This window comes from Arthrospiribacter ruber, assembly GCF_019343195.1.
Lineage (GTDB): Bacteria > Bacteroidota > Bacteroidia > Cytophagales > Cyclobacteriaceae > Arthrospiribacter > Arthrospiribacter ruber.
This window is the reverse complement of record NZ_RPHB01000005.1, coordinates 52,541-76,024: the sequence shown is the minus strand read 5'-3', so window position 1 is coordinate 76,024 and position 23,484 is coordinate 52,541. Positions and strand designations below refer to the sequence as shown.

15 protein-coding genes are annotated in these 23,484 nt (G+C 39.9%); 5 read left to right on the top strand and 10 right to left on the bottom strand.

Features of this window, described 5'->3' with window-relative positions:
* Nucleotides 1-241: 241 nt before the first annotated feature.
* The 5 genes from EGN73_RS11210 to EGN73_RS11190 all read right to left on the bottom strand — a co-directional run bounded on the left by EGN73_RS11210 (nucleotide 242) and on the right by EGN73_RS11190 (nucleotide 9,663).
* Complete coding sequence (locus EGN73_RS11210; RefSeq protein WP_219289613.1) at nucleotides 242-1,267, bottom strand: zinc-binding alcohol dehydrogenase family protein; 1,026 nt, start codon at nucleotides 1,265-1,267, stop codon at nucleotides 242-244.
* A gap of 50 nt (nucleotides 1,268-1,317) precedes the next feature.
* Nucleotides 1,318-2,148 (bottom strand): SDR family oxidoreductase, encoded by an 831-nt coding sequence (locus tag EGN73_RS11205; RefSeq protein ID WP_009035061.1) that lies wholly within the window; start codon nucleotides 2,146-2,148, stop codon nucleotides 1,318-1,320.
* Nucleotides 2,149-2,231: 83 nt separating this feature from the next.
* Entirely contained in the window at nucleotides 2,232-4,703 is a 2,472-nt protein-coding gene (locus EGN73_RS11200) for a glycoside hydrolase family 95 protein (RefSeq protein WP_219289610.1), read from the bottom strand.
* 158 nt (nucleotides 4,704-4,861) lie between these two features.
* The gene (locus EGN73_RS11195) at nucleotides 4,862-6,556 is read right to left on the bottom strand and encodes a RagB/SusD family nutrient uptake outer membrane protein (protein ID WP_219289607.1); all 1,695 of its coding nucleotides are present in this window, start codon (nucleotides 6,554-6,556) and stop codon (nucleotides 4,862-4,864) included.
* An 11-nt stretch (nucleotides 6,557-6,567) separates the two neighbouring features.
* Nucleotides 6,568-9,663, bottom strand: coding sequence for a SusC/RagA family TonB-linked outer membrane protein (locus tag EGN73_RS11190; RefSeq protein WP_219289604.1), 3,096 nt, complete (start codon nucleotides 9,661-9,663; stop codon nucleotides 6,568-6,570).
* Nucleotides 9,664-10,158: 495 nt separating this feature from the next.
* On the opposite strand from EGN73_RS11190, the gene EGN73_RS11185 reads away from it, so the two are divergent.
* The 4 genes from EGN73_RS11185 (at nucleotide 10,159) to EGN73_RS11170 (ending at nucleotide 14,522) form a co-directional block, all read left to right on the top strand.
* Nucleotides 10,159-11,202 carry a LacI family DNA-binding transcriptional regulator gene (locus EGN73_RS11185; RefSeq protein ID WP_219289601.1) on the top strand — a complete coding sequence of 348 codons (1,044 nt, stop codon included), beginning with the start codon at nucleotides 10,159-10,161 and terminating at the stop codon, nucleotides 11,200-11,202.
* A 241-nt stretch (nucleotides 11,203-11,443) separates the two neighbouring features.
* Complete coding sequence (locus tag EGN73_RS11180) at nucleotides 11,444-12,739, top strand: CitMHS family transporter (protein WP_219289598.1); 1,296 nt, start codon at nucleotides 11,444-11,446, stop codon at nucleotides 12,737-12,739.
* A gap of 1 nt (nucleotide 12,740) precedes the next feature.
* Nucleotides 12,741-14,066 (top strand): acyclic terpene utilization AtuA family protein, encoded by a 1,326-nt coding sequence (locus EGN73_RS11175; protein WP_219289596.1) that lies wholly within the window; start codon nucleotides 12,741-12,743, stop codon nucleotides 14,064-14,066.
* A 117-nt stretch (nucleotides 14,067-14,183) separates the two neighbouring features.
* Nucleotides 14,184-14,522: an AtuA-related protein gene (locus tag EGN73_RS11170; protein ID WP_219289594.1), complete on the top strand. Its 339-nt coding sequence runs from the start codon at nucleotides 14,184-14,186 to the stop codon at nucleotides 14,520-14,522.
* A 91-nt stretch (nucleotides 14,523-14,613) separates the two neighbouring features.
* Here EGN73_RS11170 and EGN73_RS11165 read toward each other — a convergent pair whose 3' ends face one another.
* The 3 genes from EGN73_RS11165 to EGN73_RS11155 form a co-directional block, all read right to left on the bottom strand.
* Nucleotides 14,614-15,297 (bottom strand): LytR/AlgR family response regulator transcription factor, encoded by a 684-nt coding sequence (locus EGN73_RS11165; protein WP_219289590.1) that lies wholly within the window; start codon nucleotides 15,295-15,297, stop codon nucleotides 14,614-14,616.
* A gap of 201 nt (nucleotides 15,298-15,498) precedes the next feature.
* A complete protein-coding gene (locus EGN73_RS11160; protein ID WP_246611555.1) occupies nucleotides 15,499-16,902 on the bottom strand; it encodes a sensor histidine kinase in 1,404 nt (467 codons plus the stop codon).
* Nucleotides 16,903-17,203: 301 nt separating this feature from the next.
* Nucleotides 17,204-19,654, bottom strand: coding sequence for an ABC transporter permease (locus EGN73_RS11155; RefSeq protein WP_219289589.1), 2,451 nt, complete (start codon nucleotides 19,652-19,654; stop codon nucleotides 17,204-17,206).
* Nucleotides 19,655-20,095: 441 nt separating this feature from the next.
* On the opposite strand from EGN73_RS11155, the gene EGN73_RS11150 reads away from it, so the two are divergent.
* The gene (locus EGN73_RS11150; protein ID WP_219289588.1) at nucleotides 20,096-20,791 is read left to right on the top strand and encodes a DUF502 domain-containing protein; all 696 of its coding nucleotides are present in this window, start codon (nucleotides 20,096-20,098) and stop codon (nucleotides 20,789-20,791) included.
* A gap of 37 nt (nucleotides 20,792-20,828) precedes the next feature.
* On the opposite strand, the gene EGN73_RS11145 is transcribed toward EGN73_RS11150, so the two are convergent.
* Nucleotides 20,829-22,526, bottom strand: coding sequence for a M56 family metallopeptidase (locus EGN73_RS11145; RefSeq protein ID WP_219289586.1), 1,698 nt, complete (start codon nucleotides 22,524-22,526; stop codon nucleotides 20,829-20,831).
* Complete coding sequence (locus EGN73_RS11140; protein ID WP_219289584.1) at nucleotides 22,523-22,894, bottom strand: BlaI/MecI/CopY family transcriptional regulator; 372 nt, start codon at nucleotides 22,892-22,894, stop codon at nucleotides 22,523-22,525. Before EGN73_RS11140 ends, EGN73_RS11145 begins: the two co-directional genes overlap by 4 nt.
* Nucleotides 22,895-23,484: the final 590 nt, after the last annotated feature.

Here is a 23,484-nt window from a genome sequence, read left to right as displayed (position 1 = left end):
AATAAAAAACCTGACATGATTCTATTTGAGTTGATATAAAATAAATCTGTTTTGGCTTATAAACCTGGCAGGCTTGACCTAATGTGTTAATTTGACAAAGTAGGGGTAGTTTATTAAAGGATAATTGGGAATTATAAAGTATGGCTCTAAAGACAACTTACTTTTGGTTAAGTGCTTGAAATAAGAGGCTTGATATCATCCGCGGGAGAAACCGGAAAGGTGTTGGAATAAGCTTGATTTTTCACAACCTTACAACAGCTTTTACAACGCTTTCCTTACCAAAAAACAAAGGCTCAAACTTTGATGGAAGTTCATCGAATTCAATGGTATGGCTTATCCAGAAATCAGTATTGATTTCTCCTCTTTCTATCAATGAGATGATATTTCGAAAATCATTTGATAAGGCATTTCTACTCGCCATCAGTGTAAGTTCCTTTTTGTGAAATAAAGGATCATGGAATTCAAAATTGCCCTGAAACAGTCCTATAAATACAATAATTGCCCCATGGGCTGCCATTTCAAGCGTTTTTTTCATGGAATCAGGATTGCCTGTGGCATCGAGAATGACGGTAGGTAAATCTCCCTCAAAAAGTTTTCTGAGTGCTTCTATCGCGTCAAAATCCGATCCTTCAATGCATACGGTATCTTTTATCGGTAAATTCTCCTTGCAGATTTTCAACCTATCTTGGTTGATGTCCATGACAGCTACCTCAGTACTATGTAAGGCAGCAAATTGGGCTGTGCCTATCCCAATAGGACCTGCTCCAATGACCAATACTTTGTCTTCCTTCTGGATTTTGGCCCTTTGCACAGCGTGAAAGCCGATAGCTAAAGGCTCAATAAGAGCGAGTTGATCAAAGGACAATTTTGCAGAAGGGTGGAGATACTTTGCATCTATAAGAAACTGCTCCCGCATTCCCCCATCTTCATGTACCCCAAAAACGGAGATGGCCTCTCCGCAATTTGTTTTACCCCGCTTCACGGCTTGATCTTGAGACCTGTTGAAATAGGGTTCCAAGGAACAGCGATCTCCAACTTTTAGATTTTTTACATTTTCTCCAAGCTTCAGCACCTCTACACCCAGTTCATGGCCAAGGATTCTTGGATAAGAAAAAAATGGTTGTTTGCCTTTGAAAGCATGGATGTCTGTGCCACAAATGCCGATGGCATGCACCTTGACCAAAACTTCGTCGGGTTTTGGATCTTGTGGATATTCGGTTTCAATCAATTCCAGCTTTCCTGGGGTGTTTAGAATAATTGTCTTCATCTGAAAAGATTTTTTGGTTCTTGAGAAAATGCAGTGTGATCCTGTTTTTTTTAAGACTCACTAAAAATACTTCTTGTGCTTTTAGTTGGCTCGGTGACAGACATCCTGCGGTCCAAATGGATGTATCCTCCATCTACAACTATCTGCTGTCCGGTAGTATGGGAGGATAATTCGGAAATCAAGAACAGAACCGTATTGGCAATTTCTTCTGGGGTTGTCATTCTATTCCCTAAAGGAACAAGGGCATCTATTTTTTCCTTTTCGCCAGAGGGATCAGGGAAAGTACTCAACCAATCTTTGTAAGCAGGAGTCCAACTTTCTGATATGACCAAGGAATTGACCCTGATACCGAACTTGGAAAGGTCTACAGCCCATTCACGGGTAAGAGCCAACACAGCGCCTTTTGATGCGGCATAGCCGGAAGTCCCTCCCTGACCTGTCAAAGCTACTTTTGAGGAAATATTGAGGATGTTTCCTTTGGAAGCCTTCAAGAGCTTTAATGAATGCTTTGCCAAAAGGAAATAGTTGACAAGGTTCAAATGCAAGGATTCTATAAAATCTTCGTAAGAAGCCTCCAGGCCCACTCCGTCGTTGACCCCTACATTATTGACCAGCACATCCAGTCTTCCATATTTTTCTTCCACAGCCTCAACTGCTTCTCTACAAGCGGTTGGGTCAGTGAGATCAGTCTGAATAAAAAGGCAGTCATGTCCTTTTTCCAATAGTTCGGATTCGTAGGAATAACCCCTTGGATTTCTGTCCACAATCACTGGAATACCGCCTTCTTTAGCCACTTTCCATACCAATGTTTCGCCTATGCTACCTTTTTTGCCTGCCCCTCCGGAAATCAGGACTATTTTATCATTCAGGTTTACATTCATTTTTTCCTATTTTTCTTTTCTTCAAAATTTACCTTAGTGAATTTTGGCAATTCGGGTTTTTGTGGGGATCTGATTCGGTTTTTTCAATTTTCGATGTTCTTGAATTGATATACCTTCCCTTTTTCAGTGGGTATATCATAAACATGACCTTCCTCTATTTCAAGTAATTCCAATGAAAGATTTGGGGCTAGAATAGGTTCTGGTGTAACTGCTACCGAATAAAATGTATTCTGATTTTCCCCATCAGCTGAAGACAGGGTTTTGCCATCTGAGAAAACCAGGGATTCAGAAGACCTGATTCTCAAGTTTCCACCGAGTTTGGATTTGATACTGACTGATTCCAGGATCCCGTTGTTCCAAATCATGTCTACAATTTCGAAACCTCCTCTTGCCATTAGGCCCTTGACCTGACCCTTTGGCCAGGCATCCGGCAATGCAGGAAGTAAGTGGATTTCTCCATTGGCACTCTGAAGCAACATCTCTGCAATTCCTGAGGTGCAGCCAAAGTTACCATCAATCTGAAATGGAGGGTGGGCATCAAAAAGGTTGTTATAGGAACCTCCTCCCTCAAATGCACCTGTCACAGGAGAAAGTTGGTTTTGAATCAGCTTGTAGGCATGGTTGCCATCCAATAACCTCGCCCACCAATTGACCTTCCAGCCCATACTCCAGCCTGTAGAGATATCTCCTCGGTGGATCAGTGTGGTTTTGGAAGCTGAAGCCAATTCTGGGGTTCTGAAGGGTGAGATCTGGTTGGAAGGAAATAGGCCATAGAGGTGGGAAATATGGCGGTGATTATCCTCCGGATCATCTATGTCATCCAGCCATTCCTGAAGTTGACCATATTGGCCAATGTGCATAGGAGGGAGCCTATCTCTGTAATGTTGAAGGGAATCCAAAAACGCATTGTCTTCACCTACCAATTCTCCTGCCTGCAAGACTGTGGTGAATACATCAAAAGCTATTTGGTTGTCCATAGTGGTGCCTGCATCCAAAGAGGTGCCCTCGTGTGCCTTGGGGGCGTTTTCAGGAGATGTGCCAGGGTTAACCACCAACCAGTCATTTTCAGGATGTGGTACCAGGAAGTCCATGTAGAAAAGAGCAGTTCCTTTCAGCACAGGATAAATTCTTTTCAGAAAATCACTATCACCTGTGTAAAGATAGTGTTCCCATAGATGTTGGCTGATCCAGCCTCCGCCTCCATTCCAAATTCCCCAGAAAATATCATCTACAGGGCCGGTAATTCTCCAGATATCTGTATTGTGGTGAGCCATCCAGCCTCTGGTGCCATACATTTCCTTGGCAGTTTGTTCACCGGTTTCTGCTAGTTCTTCCACCATTCTGAGAAATGGTTCATGAAGTTCGGATAAATTGGTTCTTTCAGCAGGCCAATAGTTCATCTGAGCATTGATGTTGATGGTGTATTTGCTGTCCCAAGGTGGGTTGAGTCTGTGGTTCCAAATTCCCTGTAGGTTGGCAGGTTGCCCGCCTGGCTGTGAAGAAGAAATCAACAGGTATCTGCCGTACTGAAAATAGAGGGACACCAAATGAGGGTCATTTCCGGTTTTGAAAGCCTTTAATCTTTCGTCTGTGGGAAGGCTTGCTGCTTCAGTTGTCCCAAGATCCAGACTTACCCGATCAAAGTATTTCCGATAAGCCTCAATATGACGTTTTTTTAAGCTGTGAAAATCTTGTTTGGCTGCATTTTTCAAAGCTTCTTGTGCTTTCAGAACTTCATCTCCTGAAATGTCATCGTAGCGTTGAAAATTGCTGGCCATGGAAATATAGAGGTAAACAGAGTCGGCACCGTTTACTTCTATGCCTTCACCATTTTCTGTAAGTGTTCCTCCAAATGGTTTGATCTCCGCCAAAGCTTTGAACCTTACCAAACCCTCTACACCTTCATGGCTGGAAGTAGTACCGGACATTCCTAAAGTTGAAGAAGTTTCATGCTTAAGATTAGCCGTTTGATGAGGACTTGTAAACTTTGATTTAAAGTTCAATCCACCTTTTTTGTCAGTGCTAAGCTTGACGATGATGATATCATCTGCAAGAGAGGCAAAAGTTTCTCTGTAATAGGTATCACTTCCTATTTTGTAGCGGGTCAGCTGTGTGGCATTTTCAATATCAAGTTCCCTGTAATAGTTTTCCGGACTGTCATGTCCGCTAAATTGTAAATGTAGATTTCCAACAGGCTGATACATCTGACCATTGGATTTTTTTGATTGTATGTTTTCTTTGGCGAGCTGTTCTGCCTTTTTGTACTCCCCATCAAAAATCAGTTTTCTGATTTCTGGAAGGGCGGCTAATGCATCGGGGTTATCGTTGCGGTTAGGGCTACCCGACCATACCGTCTCTTCATTGAGCTGTATGATTTCTTCCGGATAATTTCCATATATCATGGCACCTAATCTGCCATTACCGATGGGTAGTGCGTTTTCCCAAGTATCTCCGGAAGATTGATTGTACCAAAGTTTAAGACCGGGATCATTCTGGGCCAAACTCTGGAGTACACAGAAAAAAAATATCAGGGCAACAAATTCTTTTTTCAACATAGGTTTAAGGAAAATCAGTTTTTGTCCGAATTTACCTTTTCCTGAGCTTATTATTCAGGTAAAAACAAGACGGAACTGTATAGGTTTGAAAGTTTCAATTTCACTATAAATATAAGACGGATGGGCCGGAATATCGTCCGGCCCATCCTAAAAAGAAGTTAATATCCTGGACTTTGTGTGATTTCAGGATTTCTTAATATTTCATTCAATTCTATAGGAAGGAAATACATCTTTTCTTCAAAGACTCTTTCCAGTAACTGGATTTCTACGTAGGTTTTTTCACCTGTATTCAGGTTTTTGATAATGTCCATTCCTCTTATCGGTCTGTTTTCAAAATCCGGAGCAATCTTCCACCTTCTGACATCCCAATACCTATGTTCTTCAAATGCCAACTCTATTCTTCTTTCATTGTAGATTCTTTGTCTCAATTCATCTCCTGAGACATTGTCAGGAATAGGGGGCATGTTGACCCTTTCCCTTACCATGGAAAGATAAGTGCGGGCAGTTGCCTCATCACCCAACTCGAATTTGGCTTCAGCATAGTTGAGGTAAATTTCACCCAATCTAAATATGATCCAGGGGTTAGTGTATGGTTCTTGCCAATTGAGCGGCACCCCATCTTCAGGCATGAATTTTCTAAGTACATAATTGGTCCTTGGGTTATCTCCACTTTGTCTGTAGGAATCAAATCCCCAAGATTCTCCATCTTCAGCTACCCACATTTCGAAAGTATCTCCGTGGTATACTGCCTCATCATGGATGATGGTCGCTGCAAATCTAGGGTCCCTATTTGCATAAGGGTTTTGAGGGTCATATCCTGAGGCAGGATTGATGGTCTTTTGCCCATTGTTGAAAATGAATGGAGGTTCTCCATTGATCATGTCATAATCATCCACCAGGTTTTGAGAAGGACCATTGCTGGCCCACCAGCCTCCATAGGCGCCATATCTTCGGTTCAGATTGTGCATAGGTGCCTGATGATAGGCTCCCGGAGAGGTAGCAAAAGGTCTGGCGAATATGATCTCATTGTTGGCACTTCCTGTTGGTTGATTGAACAGGGTGCTGTAATCAGGATGTAAGGAATAGCTGGAATTGATCAGTTCCTCAGCAGCATCTGCAGCTTTTTGCCATCTTGATCTGTCATTGGCCTCATTGAAAAGGGGAGAAGCCGCATAGAGAAACAAGCGTGACTTTAAGGCAAGGGCTGCATCTCTGGTAGCTCTTCCAAAATTCCCATCGGTGGTCTGATACCTTTGGGCCAAGTCGGGCATGGCTTCATTCAAATCATTTTCTATAAATTCAACACATTCTTCAAAACTGGATCTGGCAAAGGTCATTTCTGCTCCCAGTTCATAACTTCTGTCGACAATGGGAACACCACCGAATCTTTCTACCAAAAGAAAGTAAATGTAAGCCCTAAGGAACTTTGCCTCTGCGACCAATTGCTCTTTGTTGTTGAGGGAAATTTCTAATGTTTCCATCTGCTCCAAAAAGATATTGATCCTTCGGAGGTATTGGAAAGCAGTGTTCCAATAATATAAGCCCCCGCCACCGGTCCAATGATCGTTAGCAACAGCACCTACATTGTCAGGTCTAAGCTGTCCCGTTGGAATGATTCCGATATCCCAATTGATGGCGCAAAATGCCTCATCGGTGGCCTTTGAAAGCATGTGGATTTGGAAGCCATGCAAAATACTGTTGTATAATGCCGTATGGTATGCATTTATCAGGTTTGGATCATTCCAAACAGCCTCTTCCGATACCCTGTCTTGAGGAAGTACGTCGAGTATATCATCATTACATGCTGAAAATAAAAACAATGTAATGAAAAGGTATATAAGTTGTTTTTTCATTTCAGTAAGGATTAAAATTTAACATTGACACCAAGATTCATCAGTCTCAGTTGAGGATAAAACAGAAATCCTCCACTTGCTTCAGGGTCGGCCCATTTGATCTCTCTGGACCATGTAAGTAGGTTGAAGCCACTGGCAAATACCCGGGCGTCAGTCAAGCCGATTCTGGAAATCCAACCTTTTGGAAGAGAATAGCCAAGCTCGACATTTTTGAGCCTCACAAAAGTGGCATCAAATAGCCACATGGTATTGGCTCCCGGCTCTAAAGCATCTGCTCTTGGCATGCTTCCTCCCGGATTGTCTACCGTCCACCTGTCAGTTGCCCTGGCTACTGTAGAGTTATCAAAGGCGGCATTTCCCAGTACAGCAAACCTGTCGTCATAATTGATCACATTGGTCTGTCCTTGGAAAAAGACTGTCAGGTCAAAATTCCTGTATTGAAGATCAAAGTTAAGTCCGAAAACATACTCTGGAATATTGGTGAAATGATGTCTGAACCTGTCATTTCCATCGATCACCCCATCACCGTTCAAATCCACAAACCTCAAATCTCCTACCTGTGCATTGGGCAAGTGTGGATAGCTTTCCAGCTCTTCTTGGCTACTGAAAATCCCATCGGCTTGATAAAAAAGCCCTGCACCTACAGGTCGACCTGTTTGATTCATTCTTTCCTCCTGATTGGGAACTTCATCCATAAAGATTACCTCGCTTCTGGCAAAGGCAACATTCCCGCGTACTACAGCACTCAGCTCGCCGAAGTTTTTCTGGCTGGTCAAGGTCAGCTCATAACCGCGGTTATTGATTTCCCCTATGTTTTCATCAGGAAGACCTGGAAACCCGAATACATTGCTGACGGATACATTTCTGGTGGCAAGGATGTTGGATCTTTTCTCCTGAAACACAGTGAATTCAACTCCTAAAGCTCCTCTCCAAAGTATGGATTCCAATCCAAAATCTACTTTTTCACTTACCTCCCAAGTAATAAAGGGATTAGGAAGTACTCCTGGGTTAACTCCAGGATTTACATTACCTCCAAAAGGGAAGTTTCCACCAAAAGTAAATGCCTGAAGATGCTGAAAAGGTGCCACCAAGTCATTTCCAATCTGTCCATAAGAACCTCTAATTTTCAGTTGATTCACAAAGTCAACATTGTCCATAAAAGACTCTTCCGAAATCCTCCATCCTGCAGATACTCCAGGGAAGAAACCATATCTGCTGCCTTCTGGAAAACGTTGTGAACCATCATACCTGAAAAGGAACTCCAAAAGGTACTTGCCATCATAGTCATAGTTGAATCTACCAAAGTAATTATTGTAGCCACCAAGAATAGTAGAGCCACCTGTGTTCATGTCATCAGTGTCACTGCTTCCGGCATTGATCTGATCAATGGCAGAACTCACAAAATTTCTTCTGAAGGCATAAACCCAATTGTGAAAATCTTGCTGTTGCTCCGTTCCCAGCAAAACTCCCAAGTAATGCTTGTCAATGACTTTGCTGTAGTTTAGCCTGAAATTATAAAGTTGGGTGGTGAGTTTTCGGTTTGTCTGACCCAGTTCAGGTGCCGAAACTCCCGTTCCCATGATTTCATCATATTCACCGGTTTGGGTATTGAATTCATGAAATGAATAAGGAGTTCTCCACCTTCTTTCGATTTGGTGGTTTACGTCATAGTTGTAACTTGCTTCAAGCTTAAGACCATCGATAAATGGCACATCGTAAGTGGCCGTAAATGTGGAGAAAATTGGTGAATCATCTCTATTGAGGTACCCTCTTTGGTTCATAAGTAGTGGGTTTTCTCCCAATCTTCCCGGGGCAATCAATCCATTGGGATACACCGCCGGCAAAGTAGGGTTTGCCTGAAAGATATTGTGGAAGTTTACCCAAACCTCATCATTGGTGGCTACTGAACCAAAAGTCCTGTTGTTGAGCAATGCAGATACATTGGCCCCAACTTTCAGATTTTCCGTCAACTTCACATTGACGTTAACCCGCATGTTGTGTTGTTGAAATTCTGTGGGGTCATTTACAAGGCTTCCATCTTGGTAAACCGTTCCATAAGAAAGGAAGTAGTCAATATTTTCTGTGCCACCTCTTGCGGAAAGGTTCACCCTTCTTTGTATAGAATAGGGTTTGATGGCTTCTTGTGCCCAATTGGTATTCGGGTACCTTACCGGATCAGATCCATCTCTGAATCTATCGATGGCAGATTGGGAAAAAGGAGCTGACCAAGTGTCCAGATCAGGACGTCCGGCCCTGTACCAGGCACCTTCATTGTACACTTCTGCAAATGTCGGAGCATCCAGCATTTCAGGTACCATGGTAGGTTGCTGAAAAGCATGGTTGTAAGAGAGATTAAATTCTGGTTTTCCTTTTGCACCTGTTTTGGTCGTAATCAAGATGACTCCATTTGCTGCTCTGGCACCATAAATTGCAGCTGAGGCGTCTTTAAGTACGGAAACACTCTCTATATCTTCCGGGTTTAGCCGGGCCATTTCTGCCCTAGGTACGCCATCGATAATAATAAGGGGTGCATTGTTGCCAAAAGTAGCTACTCCACGAATAAGCAGATTGGGATCATCCCTTCCGGGCTCACCTGTTCTTTGGTTTACGGTCAAGCCGGGAAGTCGTCCTGCAAGGTTAGCAGAGACATTGGCAGAAGGACTTCGCCTGATTTCGTCGCCCTGGATGGCCACCACAGATCCTGTCATGGTTTCCTTACGCTGCTCACCATATCCTACTACCACGACCTCACTGAGCTGGGCCAAGTCAGATTCCAGCTCTATATCTATGACAGAATTGTTGTTGACTTGAGATTCAATGGTCCTGAATCCAATAAAACTAAATTGTAAAATGGCATCTGAGCCTACGGAGATGGTGTATTTGCCGTCAATGTCTGTTACAGTACCGTTGGTGGTGCCTTTTTCGATGACATTGACTCCTGGAATTGGATCACCTTCACTATCGGTGACCAAGCCTGAAACGTTTTGTTGCGCCATTGCCTGTTGGAAGCTGCAAAAAACAAATACCCAGAGGTACATCTGTTTTTTGGCAACAACTTTCCACAACTGCAAAATGCAACATTTTGCATGAGATAAAGATGTTTTCATTGGTTGATTATTTTGGGTTTGAGGCTGATAATTTTACCCTTTCGGGTTCTGATTTTCAGACATTTTTGTTTTGACTGCAATCAACATATTAGGAAGGTTATAAATAGTTATCGGTATATAATTTCCTAATTGATCTGCTGTCAATAGATAATTGCAATAAGTTGTTTTGTACCGGTATGATATTTTGAATTTTATAATTTAGAAAATGGCTTGCAAACGATTGGAAAAGTTTATTTACACAAACCTTTGCGCAAAGGTTTGTGTAAATTCCATTTTATATTTAAAAAAATAGTTTTATTCATAAAAACCGGATCGCTCATCCACTCGAAATCTTTCAGGTGGGATAAATTAGTTCAGTTTATATGCTTTTTGATTCCGTAAATACCCCTCTGGGGTGTATTGATATAATAAGTCGGATGGCTGCAGGTTTTTTTTCTTAACTTCAATTTTATAAAAACCCAATCACCTACATGTTCAACCTCAATCATTCAAATTATGGGAAGAAAAAGAGTTTCTCTTAAGGATATAGCGAATGAGTTGGGGGTTTCTATTTCCACGGTTTCGAGAGGACTCAAGGACCACTATGATATAAGTCCTGAACTAAAGAAAAAAATCAAAGATCTGGCTGAGAAATGGAATTATACTCCAAACCCATTGGCAATGGGCTTATTAAAGCAGAAAACCAACACCATTGGTGTCATTGTCCCGGATATTGTAACTTACTTTTATGCCTCTATCATTAGTGGTATTGAAAGTATGGCTACTGAACATGGGTATTACATTGTGATTGCATCTTCACAGGAGTCAATCAAAAAAGAAAAAGAAAATCTCAGGAATCTGCTCGACCTAAGGGTTGATGGGCTTATTGTTTGTCTGTCGCAGGATACAGATACATTTGAACATTTTGATGAAATAATTGAAGAAGAAATTCCATTGGTTTTTTTTGACAGGATCTGTAGGCAGCAGGAGGTTTCATCAGTGATCATTGACAATGTATCTGCGGCAAAAGAATTGACCATACACCTTATCCAAAACGGTTGTAAAAATATTGCCCATATTGCAGGGCCCCAACATCTGAATATTTCCAAAGAAAGAATTGAAGGCTATAAAATGGGCCTAAATGAATGTCGCCTACCTTACAGGCCTGAATTAATGGTGCACTGCAATCTGAGTATAGCAGATGCTGCAAAAGTGACCAATGAACTTTTGGACAGCAATCCTGTACCGGATGCCATATTTGGTGTAAATGATACGGTTATTTTTTCCGCGATGAAAGAAATCAAAAAAAGAAAGCTGAGGGTGCCTGAGGATGTAGCCTTAGTGGGTTTTACGGATGAATTTCATGCCACCGTTGTAGAGCCGAATCTTACAGCTGTGACTCACCCTACCTTCGAAATGGGGAGAGAGGCTTTTTCTCTGTTATTGGAAGATATGGATGAGAAAAAGGAAAATTCAGTCCGACAGACAGTTTTGCAAGCTAAATTGATACCTAGAGAATCTTCACTAAAAATAAATTACCCTTCCTTATCCCATAAGTAAGGAAATGGCTTGTGAGAACTCAGGGTTATCTCAGTTTTTTTCAACAATATTTCCGTGTTGGTGAGACAGTCTTCTCAAAAAGTAAAAGTGAACCGGATAAAAATTATTTGATTTTATAATTCCTTTCTGATTTTTCTCTATGTTTACGCTAATGTCTCATTTACGAGACATTAGTGTAAACCGCTTATTTAACTTGATTCAGTTCAAGGTAAATTGATCTACCCGAATAGAAAAAATCCTTATGTTGGCAATTTTAGGTTTGTTGACCATAGTACTGCTTTTGGTTGTTGTGATTTCCAAATGGATGTCACCTGTTTCTGCTTTGATTTTGGTGCCTGTATTCACGGCACTTCTGGCAGGTTCATTAGAAAGGCTTCCAGAATTTATTGCGGAAGGCTTGGTTAGCATAGCGCCTACAGGTGTGATGTTTGTTTTTGCCATCCTGTTTTTTGGGATACTTCTTGATGCAGGCACATTTAAACCAATTATCCGCAGGCTTTTGAATTTTGCAGGGAATGATCCACTGAAAATCTGTATAGCTACTGCTATCCTAGCCATGCTTATCCATTTGGATGGGTCTGGTGCGGTTACTTTTCTGGTGGTGATTCCTGCTTTGAAACCCATCTATGATCAGTTGGGGATGAACAGGTTAACATTGGCAAGTATAGTGGCCCTTTCGGCCGGCACTATGAATATATTGCCCTGGGGAGGACCGACCATCAGGGCAGCCACTGCACTTCAGGTAAATGTAACCACCTTGTTCAACCCCATTTTAATTCCAGTCCTTGGTGGCTTAGTCTTAGTGATAGGTATTGCCTTCCTGATGGGTAAAAAAGAAAAAAAGCTCTTGTTGGAAAGAGGAGGGTGTCTAAATCTTACAAAGCTGGATGAAAAGGAATCCATTTCACCAGAAGAAAGGCCTGGGCTTTTTTGGATCAATTTGATATTGATAGTTGTAGCCATTGGCAGTCTGATTTCAGGGATTGCACCTCCTTTTGTCATATTTATGATAGCATTTGCATTGGCCCTGACTATCAATTATCCCAAATTATCAGATCAGAAAGTCAGGATAGACATGCATGCCAAAGAAGCCATGTTGATGGCTTCAATTCTTTTTGCTGCAGGTTGTTTTACAGGAATTCTTAAAGGGACGGGAATGATGGAGGCAATGGCTGAAGCGGTTCAAGATCTTATTCATCCCCAAGTAGGGCAGCAGTTGCCTCTTTTGACCGGAATTCTAAGTATGCCGGCAAGTTTGATCTTCGATCCGGATTCTTATTATTTTGGTATTCTTCCTTTACTTTCTGAAACTGCCGCTGCATTTGGAGCTTCAGGAATTGAAGTAGGTCAAGCATCCATCATGGGACAGATGACCACAGGGTTTGCAGTAAGTCCCCTTACAGGATCTACTTTTCTACTGATAGGTCTGTGTGGGGTAGATTTGGCAGAGCATCAGCTTAAGACCATACCTTGGGCATTTTTGGTAACATTGACCATATTATTCCTTTCGGTAGTAATAGGCGTGATTTCAGTTTGATATGAAAAAGAACAAAATAAGAATAGGCTGTGGTGCGGGGTTTTCAGGAGACAGGCTTGATCCTGCAGTAAAGTTGGTAAAAGATGGCGAACTGGACTATTTGGTTTTAGAGTGTCTTGCTGAAAGGACCATAGCTCTGGCCCAAAAGAGAAAAATGGCTAACCCCGAATTAGGATACGATCCTTTATTGGAAGCAAGGATAGAAAGTCTACTTCCCTTGTTATTGGAAAAAAGGACTGTTTTGATTTCCAACATGGGAGCAGCCAATCCGGTTGCGGCTGGAAAGAAGATTCTTGAGATCGCAGCCAATATGGGCCTGAAAGTAAAAGTTGCAGTAGTATCCGGTGATGATGTAGTAGATAAATTGAGTCCTGAAATGGTCGTTTTGGAAAATGGTAAGGAGCTATCGAGTTTGGGAAAAATTATTTCCGGAAATGCCTATTTGGGTGTAGAGGCTGTTTTACCTGCTTTTCAACATCGTCCGGACATCATTATCACTGGTAGAGTCGCAGACCCTTCTTTGTTTTTAGCACCGATGGTCCATGAATTTGGCTGGGATTTGGGTGATTACAGTAAGTTGGGAAAAGGAACGGTAGTTGGCCACCTTTTGGAATGTGCTGGACAGCTTACAGGCGGATATTTTGCGGAACCTGTTATGAAACCTATACCGGGAATGGAAAATTTAGGGCATCCCTATGCGGATATTTTTGAAAACGGCGAATGCATCATCAGCAAAGTAGAAGGGACGGGGGGTGAAATCAGCGTTGCGATTGCAAAAGAACAACTTTTATATGAAGTCATCAATCCTTTTGCCTACCTGACACCTGATGTAGAGGCTGATTTCAGTTCGGTATCCTTTAGCCAATTAGGTAAAAATAAGGTTTCTGTAAAAGGTGGAGGTGGTAAAATTAAGCCGGAAAAGCTGAAAGTGAGTGTTGGCTATGAGGCAGGTTGGCTGGGTGAAGGAGAGATTTCGTATGCAGGGGTTTATGCGAAAGAAAGAGGAAAGTTAGCAGGAGAAATAATAAATAAAAGGATAGGAGAACTATTTGATGAATTGAAAGTGGATTTGATAGGGATCAATTCCCTTCATAGCCAAATATCAGATGAAGATTCTCTCCCCTACGAAGTAAGGCTTAGAATAGCTGGTAAATCCAAGGAGAAACATTTAGCAGAGAGGTTAGGACATGAAGTGGAAGCCTTATATACCAATGGTCCTGCAGGGGGTGGGGGAGCAAGAAAGTATATCACCCAGTTGGTAGGGATTGTTTCAATATTGCTTGATCGGGAAAAAATCAAATCTCAGGTCCACTTATTTGAAAATTGAAATCCATTGAGGTGCGGATTTCTGTCGTGAAATTGACTGTTTAGCGGATTCGCCTGAATTTGGATTAAAAGCAAGCTTTTGAGGTTGGGAAAAAATGTAGGTTACAAATAAATTGAAATGAAAAAATTATATGAATTGGCCCATTCCAGAGCGGGAGATAAGGGCAATATATTAATTCTATCCCTGATCCCTTTTCAGGAAGAGGATTTCGGCCTTCTTGTAGATCAGGTCACTGTAGAGAAGTTTAAGAAGCATTTTGCAGGTCAGGTCAAAGGGGAAGTCGTCCGGTATGTATTACCGGGCCTCAAAGCTTTACAGTTTGTTTGTCAGGAAGCATTGGGCTCAGGTGTGACAACTTCCCTGTCTATGGATACCCATGGCAAATCTTTGAGTTATGCTTTTTTACAATTGGAGATCGATGTGAAAAAGTCAATTGAATCAAGTTCAATTGTTTGAAATATGGAAAGGCAGATTGGAAAATCCCCTTGGAATCAGCTTTCTTGGAATAGACCTTATAATTATTTCAATTTGAGATGGAGTTTGTTTTTCAAGGTTTCAGTTTTTCCAATAAGTCATCATAGTAGCTTGTGCTTACAGGAACCGATTTTCCGAGTACAATGACTTGATGCTTTTCCACTTTATCTATTTTATGCAGGTTGACCAGAAAAGACCTATGGGTTTTGACAAAATAGGAGGGAAGTAATTTTTCCGTTTCTGCCAAGGTCATGCGGCTGAGAATTTTTTTTTCTTCCAAATGAAAATTGACATAATTGCCATTGGCCTCACAGAAAATCAAATCTTCAAAATTGATTTTAATCTGCTCAAAACCGGTTTTGATAAAAACCGAACTTTGACTGGTTTTTGAGCCATTTTTGAGCTCATACAGTTCCTGAGCTTTCTGACAGGATTTTAGAAACCTGCTGAGATTAAATGGTTTGAGAAGGTAATCTATGGCGTCCAATTCAAAACTTTTGACTGCATGCTCTGAGTACGCCGTAGTGAAAATGACCATGGTTTCTTTAGGTAGCAAAGTCGCCAATTCCATCCCGGAAATATCAGGCATTTTGATGTCCAAAAATATCAGGTTTACTGGCTTGTCTTTTAAAAACTCAAGTGCCTTGATTGCATTGGTAAAAGTGTTTTCCATGCTCAAAAATGGAACTTTAGAAGCATGTGATTTTATCACTTCCAAGGCCATCGGTTCATCATCTATGGCAATAGCGGTTAACATTTTTAATTGAGATATGGTGGAAATATGGTTGAAATAAAGTAGAAATAAGGTGGAAATATTGTTGAAATAACATAGAAATATGATGATGCTGTGAAAGGAGTTTTTACATTAAACTTAGTCTATATCAACTTTATTTCGCAAAGCTTATTTCAACTATATTTCTTCTATTACATTGTTCACCCGTAATTAAACTAAATATCATCACAGTTTAATACTCAAATGGACAAAATATTCTGCATCATTTTCCCGGATGATCAGTTCATGTTTTTCAGGGTACATTAGCTCAAGCCTTTGTTTCACATTTTCCAGACCTATGCCTGATGCTTTTTTCTCCGGGTCTTCTTCATTTGTTCGGTGAATGCTGTTATTGACATCCAAGTGTACAGAACCGTCCATGCAACGCAGGCTGATTTTGACCCAGGATTTTTTCTGTAGGCTGATACCGTGTTTGAAGGCATTTTCCACAAAAGGGATCAGAAGCATTGGGGCTATTTCGCCTGCGCAGCTGTCTTCGCTTCTATGAAAAGAGATTTCTATATTTTCCTGATCTTTAACTCTAAGATTTTGAAGATCTACATAGTTTACGAGATACTCTTTTTCACGGATGACGGGGATTTTTTCCTGATTGTTTTCATGAAGCATAAAGCGCATCATATCTCCCAGTTTTTGGATTCCCTCTGAAGTCTTATCGGCATTTTCCTGCAAGGCAGTTCCGTAAAGTGTATTGAGCACATTGAACAGAAAATGTGGATTGATCTGAGATCTTAAAAATGCCAAGTCGGCACTGCCCTGATCCACTTTTACCGAAAGCGTATTCAATTGGCTCAAGTAGTTGTCATATTTTCTGAAGAGGAAATTGGATACTGGAAAGATGAATACCAGGATGCAGAATATGACAATCAGGCCTATTAACAATGCTTCTGGAGCGTCGCTTTGCACATAAATAGTGAAAAAAATTGCTGCTATTACAAACTGAAGCAATATATTGAAGGCCAGGGCTTCGCTATTTCTTCCCAGCTTTTTATAGTTGTATATCAAAAAGAAATTGTAGATCATCAAAACGATAATTGCAGGGAATACCACGACAAACAAAAATGCAATGGCTTCTTCTGCAATTCTTTGAAACTGCAAGAGAAATATCACAAGAAAGATATAGATCAGCGTGATTCTAATTCCATTGTACATGCGGTAATCAGGATCTTGATCTGTTAAAAGAATCTGGTTCAATGTATAAATGATTACACAATAGGCTGCATAAATAGCGAGACTATTAAAGTAAAAAGGCATCAGAAAGTCTGTTGTAAAACCTGCTGAAACTGAAAATGCTCCGATTGAAATAAAAGATCCGAAAAAGATCAATAAGGTATAGATGATCAGTTTTGCTTTACTATTGTCTTTAAAGTAATTCGGTAGTACCCTGATGTGGAAAAGGTAAAAGCTTCCCATAAAAATCAGCGGAATAAAAATTTTGGCAAAATAGATAACTCCCTGCTGATTGCTCATGCTGAAATTTGGAGTATTGATGATATTGGATAAAATGATAGCTACAAATAGGAAGGTCAACACCCACCATTCAATTTGTCTAAAAGGTAAAGCCTGTTTCATGATTTTTGAAAATTAATGTTTTGTTTCCTGTGTCACAGCAATAGCAAAGTTTATTCAGATAGCCTGTATCCAAAGCAGAAAGTTGTAAATCAAGCCTATGATGATCAGAAATCTGTATCTGTATTTTTGATTTTTCATATTATTCCCTGCTGCTTAGGACAAGAATAGGGGTGGCTTTATCCTTTGGCAAAAAAATGTGTCGAAACCCGTAGATTTTGGGACGAAACCAGTTTTTGTGTGGGTATCAAAGATAAAAAGACGAAAATACAGGACCTGAGCCCCAATTTTTCAATTGATATTTTTAATCCGCTTTGATGGCTTTGATAGGATTGGAGACCGCTGCTTTGAAAGATTGAAAACTGATGGTAAACCAGGCAATCAACATGACCAATATTCCTGCCCAAAGAAAGCTGAAAATCTTTACCCCTACACTGAATGCAAAGTTTTGCAACCACCACTTTTCCACCATATACCAAGCGATCGGTACAGCAAATACAAAAGCGGTAATGACCATCTTGGAGAACTCTTTGTTGAGCATAAGGATGATGGAAAGTACAGAAGCACCAAGAACTTTCCTAACACCTATTTCTTTTGTTCTCAGTTGGGTCACATAGGCGGAAAGGGAAAATAAGCCAACACAACTGATAAAGATAGCGAGGACTGCAAAGGTACTGAACAAAGTAGCTGTCTGCTGTTCAGAGCGATATTGTTCATCCAGTTGTTCATCCAAAAAGGAATATTGGAAAGGTTCTTCAGGAACAATGGCATTCCATTTTTCAGAAATGGATTGAATCACTTCATTGGAATTGCTTTGGTCTATCCTGGCTACTGCGTATTGACCTAATCCTCCACCAAAGGCTTCGTTACTCTGGATTACCAAGGGAGTGATGTTATCTCTTAATGAGATGAAATTAAAGTCCTGCACTATGCCAATCACAGTGTAAACAACTTCCACCGATTCTCCAGCTATTTCTATAAAATGTACTAACCTGGATCCAATGGGGTCTGCAATTCCCATTGCCTGAACTGCGGTTTCATTCAACATTACATGCAACGAATCATTAGTGGATTCTGAAAATTTCCTGCCTTCCAACAAGCGTAACCCTAAAGTTTCTGGCAAATCATCGAAAACAACCATTGACTTGGTGGTCAGAATTTCATCAGATCCAATTGGTCTGAACTGTGCACCAAAGAAGCTGCCTTCTCTACCAGGCAGTGCAAATGTTCCAGCAGCATTGACCACACCGGGTATGCTCTTGATTTCACTCAAAAGTGTGTTAAGGTTTGCTTGGCCTATGTCAAAGCCCCGGTCAATGACCAAAACCTGTTCTTTGTCAAAACCTAAGGAAAATTCCTGCATGAATTTCATTTGATCTTGGATCACCAAAGTCCCGATAATGAGGACAATTGATATCCAAAACTGGAAAACAACAAGCCCATTTCTGACCCAATTACCTTTTGTAGACCCTGAATATTTTCCTTTTAAAACTTCTACAGGCTTGTGTGATGAAAGGATAAATGAAGGGTAAAGTCCTGCCAGTAATCCGACAGTAATGATTAAAGCCAAAAGTGCCAAAAGCCAGTTAGGATCAAGTGGAAAAGAAAGGTTTCGCCCGATCAGTGAATTAAAGTAACCAAAGCAAATTGCTGATATCAATACCGCAATTAAGACCCCAATACTGCTGAGAATAAGGGCTTCAGTGAGAAACTGTCCAATCAGTTGTTTGCGTAGAGATCCCAAAACTTTTCTAATACCAACTTCCTTGGCCCTCTCAAATGATTTTGCTGTTGATAAATTCATGAAATTGATACAGGCAATGACAATTATCAATACCGCTATGGCTAACAAAGCAAGAATGGAATTGATGTTTCCAGAAGGTTTTAATTGAACTTCGAGGTATTGAGGAAAAAGATGAATGTCCTTTAATTGCTGTAGGAAATAACGGTACCCATTTCCAGCCTGTTGATATTCTGACCAGGATTTTCCAAGTTCCCTTTCTATCTGAGCAGCCGCATACCTGTCTACCAATGATTTCCATTGATGCTCCACATTTTCCGGATCTGCCCCATCTTTGAGTTTGATATAAACATAGGATGAAAATCCTGTGAAATTTTCCCTGTTGAAGTTCGGAATATTATAGGGTGAAATAAGCGCACTGAACCTAAAATGTGAATTTTCAGGAACATCCTGCATAACTGCTGAGACCAAAAAATCCTGGCCTTGTGTGCTGAGAATTTTTCCTATGGGATCAATATCTCCAAAATATCTTTCCGCAAAATCTTCAGTAATGACAATCTGGTTTCCGCTTGTAAGTGCCTTTTCCCTGACTCCTTTTTTAATTTCAAAATCAAAAACACTTAAAAACAGGCTGTCGGCAGCTAACAATTGAGGCTCATCAAACTTCCTGACTTCTCCGTCTTCTGGAATATATGTAAATGTGACATTGGTGATATTCATGGCTAAGGTGGCCATATCTATATCATTGATGTCTTCAGCAGCTACCTGTGCAAAAGAATGAGGAATAACTGCATAATATGTGGAATGATTAGGGTAAATTCTTTCTAGGGAAACTTTAAATATCTGCTGATGCCCACTGAAAAATTTGTCATAAGAGAGCTCATGAATAATGTACAACCCGATCAGCAAGCTGGCAGCCACTCCTATACTCAACCCAAAGATATTGACCATAGAGTAAAGTCTTTGTTTGACGAGATTCCTATAAGCGATTTTAAAGTTATTCCTAAACTGCATGGATGATTAGATCAAAATATTTACGAATATTTTCGTAGTATTGCGATTTATGTGCCAAATTGAATTCATCTTTATTTGGGCCAAAATGCTGGATTTCTATGATTCAAAGTCCGTTTTTGGACAAAATTGTTCGGTTAAGGACGATTTAAGTTTAAGTTTAGGGTTTTCTGAATCAAAAAAAATAAGCTATGAATTTGGTACAAATCGGGCATTTCGGAAAAGAGTAGATAGTCAAAGATTTGAATGGGAAAATTCTAAGAGTTCTATTTGCACCATTACTTCCGAGACAGATTGTTTCCTAAAATCCATTTGCCCGTCCTCTTATCTTCTAAATTCAACTATCTTAGAAGCATAAAAAAAGCTAACAAGGATGTTATCAGTAGTTTAGAATAATGCCTTGATGGAATTTTAGATTTTATACCTTTTAAAACATGAACCCAAATGGAAAATACAGCGCCAACTCAATCAGAAGAAAGTTCAGCACAGAAAAGATGGACCAAAAGTTTTTTCATTCAGACTTTGATAGGGGGTCTGCTATTGGTTTTGCCAACTATCATTATTCTTTTTTTACTTTCCTTGATATTTAAGTTTGTTTTTAATTTGGTAGAGCCAATAAGTGCATTGCTGGATCAAAATTCAGGATCGCATGCCTTTTTTATCAAAGTACTGTCATTGCTGATTCTGGTCGCATTTATTTTCCTTATTGGACTGATTACCAGGGATACTAGAAGCAGGAGGTATTTTAAGACCTTTGAAAGAAAATATCTGCTCCAAATACCGCTTTATTCTACACTACAGGAAATCGTAATTCAATTTTCCGGAGCCAAAAAAATGCCCTTCAGTCAGGTAGTTTTGCTGGATCCTTACAATACAGGTGTACTGATGACAGGATTTGTGACTGAAGTTGTTTCTGAAAATATTTACACTGTTTTTGTACCTACTGCCCCCAACCCTATGAATGGAAATATTTATCATTTTCCCGTATCACAATTGAAATTTTTGGACATAGAACCTGAAAAAGCAATGCGGACTATAATTGGAATGGGTACAGGTTCTTCCTTACTGTTCGAAACTGAAGAAGGAACAGAGAAATTGGAAGCCAGAGATGGCTCCAAGTTCGAAAGTGAGGGATTGTAAATGATAATAAATACCTGATCCAGTGAATTGCCCAGCATCAAATGCTGGGCAAATTCATTATGGTGATGGCCTTATTCTCGGCTGTTCTTAGGATGATTGAAAAGCTTTTAGCGGGCTCATAATTTATTTTGATCTGTTTTTGGATATCTACTGTCGCAGGATCTAAAGTTTTAAGATGATGAAGAATAGAAGCTTCATAGTTGTCCGGAAAGACTTTGGAAACTTTTCCTTCATTTTCAATCAAATGTTTGATATGATAATTGACCTGAACGATATCGGAATTAGGGTATTCAGCCTGGATTATACCGATTTTCTTGGTGGCTTTGTGGTGCTTACCGTGGTAATATTCATGAGTCATTAAGTCAATGCTATAGGATGCTTTTCTTAAAAAACCTTTTTTATCTGTTTCCCTGACTATAAACATCGCAAAGTCATCCGCTTGGTAATTCTCCAATGATTTGATAGAGCTTTCTTTTTCGTTGATGGTTAAAGTGATGTTTTTGGTTTTTTTCCATTGCTCGTAAACTTCAGGTTTGATAGACTTTTTATCTGGGGGAGTTAAATACAAAATTCTAGTTTTAATCTCCGGATGGGCTTTTTGTAAAACTGTCAATTTTTCAAAAGTAATCTCATCAAAAAACGGAAACTCAGTGACCTTGTATTTTTCCTTTTCATCCAAGGCCAAATAGGCTTTTCTGAGTGATGGCAGGTCCAGTTTTTCCAGGTCCAAATGGTAAGGATTATCCTCTCGGAAGCCTTGGGAAAGCAAGTCTTCGTAATCCTTTATTGAACTAATTTTCATTACACCAAAGGGCTTACTTGAAGATAAAGAAATCATCAAAAATCCCAAGAGCACAATACTAAAAGATTGAAGTGCTTTTATCTTCAATGCCGAACTCGACTTCCCCATCATTACCAATCTACTTTTTGTAGATGAGAAGTTAAAAGCACTGCTTATGGAGAGAGGGGATTCTTGTCCGGCCACTTTGTGGAAAAGTAGCCATTGGTAAGCAGTTTTGTTTTTGAATTTACGATTGACGGCTTCATCAGCGAGGAATTCATGGTTGAGCTGTATGGCGTTTTTGTAAATGAAAAGCAATGGGTTAAACCAAAAGATTATTTTCATCAACTCGACCAACAAAATATCCCATGTGTGTTTTTGCCTGATGTGAACTAGTTCATGATAGATGATTTCATCCTCGATCATTTTGTTTTGATAGGCTTCTTTATTGAGAAATAGAAAGTTCAAAAAGGTAAAAGGAAGTATATTTTGCTCCAACAAAACATAGGTGCATTCTTTTTTCTTGATGTTTGGATTTTTTCCAGCCAAACTGATCAGCTGTTTTAATTGAACTATAAACCTGAGCAAAAAGAAGGTAAAACCAACTAGGTAAATGCCTACGAATAGATTAGCCCAGTTAAATTGTCTTTCCTCCTGCAAAGTCACTTGTTCAGCTTTAATTTGGGCTTGGACCAACAAAGTCTGGGAAGAAACTGACTCAGCGTTGTTTTCCAAATATTGTTCAGAGGCCAACAGGGCTTTTTCAGGGAAGAAGCTATCCTTGATGGATATATCAAATGGTGTTGGAAGAAATGGGACAATCAGGGAAAAGCAGATGGCAAAAATCAGGTAAAACCTGTTGAAGGTATACATGCTTTCTTTGACCAGCAGAAGGCGGTAAAAAGCATAGCAAATGGCCAATGAAATCGTGGCCTTTAAGATAAATATGATCATGGCTTTTGGGATTTTAATTGTTCTTCTATGATGTTTTTTAAGGCTTCCAGTTCATGAGTGTTCAATGCAGTTTCTTTTGCAAAAAAGGAGGCAAACTGAGCCGGTGAATCATTGAAAAAATCCTTGATCATGACATTCACTTTTTTGGAGAAGTAGTCACTCTTTTCCACCAAAGGGAAATACTCTCTTGAATTGCCATATACTTCAAAAGAAATTGCCCCTTTTTCCTGTAGCCTTTTGAGTAGGGTGGCAACTGTGGTACTTGCAGGCTTAGGTTCAGGATAGGATTCCAAAATATCCTTCATAAAGGCTTTTCCTTTTTCCCAAATCAGATTCATTAGTTGCTCTTCAGCATTTGAAAGATTCATATTCTAGTATTATAGATCCTGTTCTACAAACATAGAATAAAAATTAAATTTAAAAAACAGTTTTGATGAAAAAGTTAGTTTTTTATTGAGGTTTCATAAATTAATTGGATAATAATTTTTATATAGATTGACCGTGAATTCCACTGTTATTAAAAATAAAAAGACAGAAGGAAGTTCCCTCTGTCTTTTTTATCAACTAAACTAAATACCTCTAGAAAAGAACTTTTCGGAAAAGAGAGGCATGACTTTTCCTGAAGGGCTTAAAGGATAAATTTTGATGGTAGAGTGTGCCTAAACTCACATATCAAGTATTCCTTAGGTGGCCATTATCCTACTTTCTTACTGTAAGACTATAATAGTTGGTAGTACATATAATACCATCAACTATGCCAATAATAATAAGGCTGCTCAGAACGCGTGTCGCAGGTATTCTTTAAATGTGCTTGTCCGATACTGCACATATTGATTCCGATACAGGACAAACTTTTTCTCCTGAAAATAATTTCGGGCCTTTTAAATGTCAGTTTGCTTTTATTTATGATATGAATATCCGGATCCTTGCACATTAAACCTTAAGATCCAAACCGCCA

What these genes read in the sequence shown, in the direction of transcription:
- EGN73_RS11210 (WP_219289613.1), bottom strand. Translation starts at nt 1,267, where the DNA reads ATGAAGACAATTATTCTAAACACCCCAGGAAAGCTGGAATTGATTGAA.
- EGN73_RS11205 (WP_009035061.1), bottom strand. Translation starts at nt 2,148, where the DNA reads ATGAATGTAAACCTGAATGATAAAATAGTCCTGATTTCCGGAGGGGCA.
- EGN73_RS11200 (WP_219289610.1), bottom strand. Translation starts at nt 4,703, where the DNA reads ATGTTGAAAAAAGAATTTGTTGCCCTGATATTTTTTTTCTGTGTACTC.
- EGN73_RS11195 (WP_219289607.1), bottom strand. Translation starts at nt 6,556, where the DNA reads ATGAAAAAACAACTTATATACCTTTTCATTACATTGTTTTTATTTTCA.
- EGN73_RS11190 (WP_219289604.1), bottom strand. Translation starts at nt 9,663, where the DNA reads ATGAAAACATCTTTATCTCATGCAAAATGTTGCATTTTGCAGTTGTGG.
- EGN73_RS11185 (WP_219289601.1), top strand. Translation starts at nt 10,159, where the DNA reads ATGGGAAGAAAAAGAGTTTCTCTTAAGGATATAGCGAATGAGTTGGGG.
- EGN73_RS11180 (WP_219289598.1), top strand. Translation starts at nt 11,444, where the DNA reads ATGTTGGCAATTTTAGGTTTGTTGACCATAGTACTGCTTTTGGTTGTT.
- EGN73_RS11175 (WP_219289596.1), top strand. Translation starts at nt 12,741, where the DNA reads ATGAAAAAGAACAAAATAAGAATAGGCTGTGGTGCGGGGTTTTCAGGA.
- EGN73_RS11170 (WP_219289594.1), top strand. Translation starts at nt 14,184, where the DNA reads ATGAAAAAATTATATGAATTGGCCCATTCCAGAGCGGGAGATAAGGGC.
- EGN73_RS11165 (WP_219289590.1), bottom strand. Translation starts at nt 15,297, where the DNA reads ATGTTAACCGCTATTGCCATAGATGATGAACCGATGGCCTTGGAAGTG.
- EGN73_RS11160 (WP_246611555.1), bottom strand. Translation starts at nt 16,902, where the DNA reads ATGAAACAGGCTTTACCTTTTAGACAAATTGAATGGTGGGTGTTGACC.
- EGN73_RS11155 (WP_219289589.1), bottom strand. Translation starts at nt 19,654, where the DNA reads ATGCAGTTTAGGAATAACTTTAAAATCGCTTATAGGAATCTCGTCAAA.
- EGN73_RS11150 (WP_219289588.1), top strand. Translation starts at nt 20,096, where the DNA reads ATGGAAAATACAGCGCCAACTCAATCAGAAGAAAGTTCAGCACAGAAA.
- EGN73_RS11145 (WP_219289586.1), bottom strand. Translation starts at nt 22,526, where the DNA reads ATGATCATATTTATCTTAAAGGCCACGATTTCATTGGCCATTTGCTAT.
- EGN73_RS11140 (WP_219289584.1), bottom strand. Translation starts at nt 22,894, where the DNA reads ATGAATCTTTCAAATGCTGAAGAGCAACTAATGAATCTGATTTGGGAA.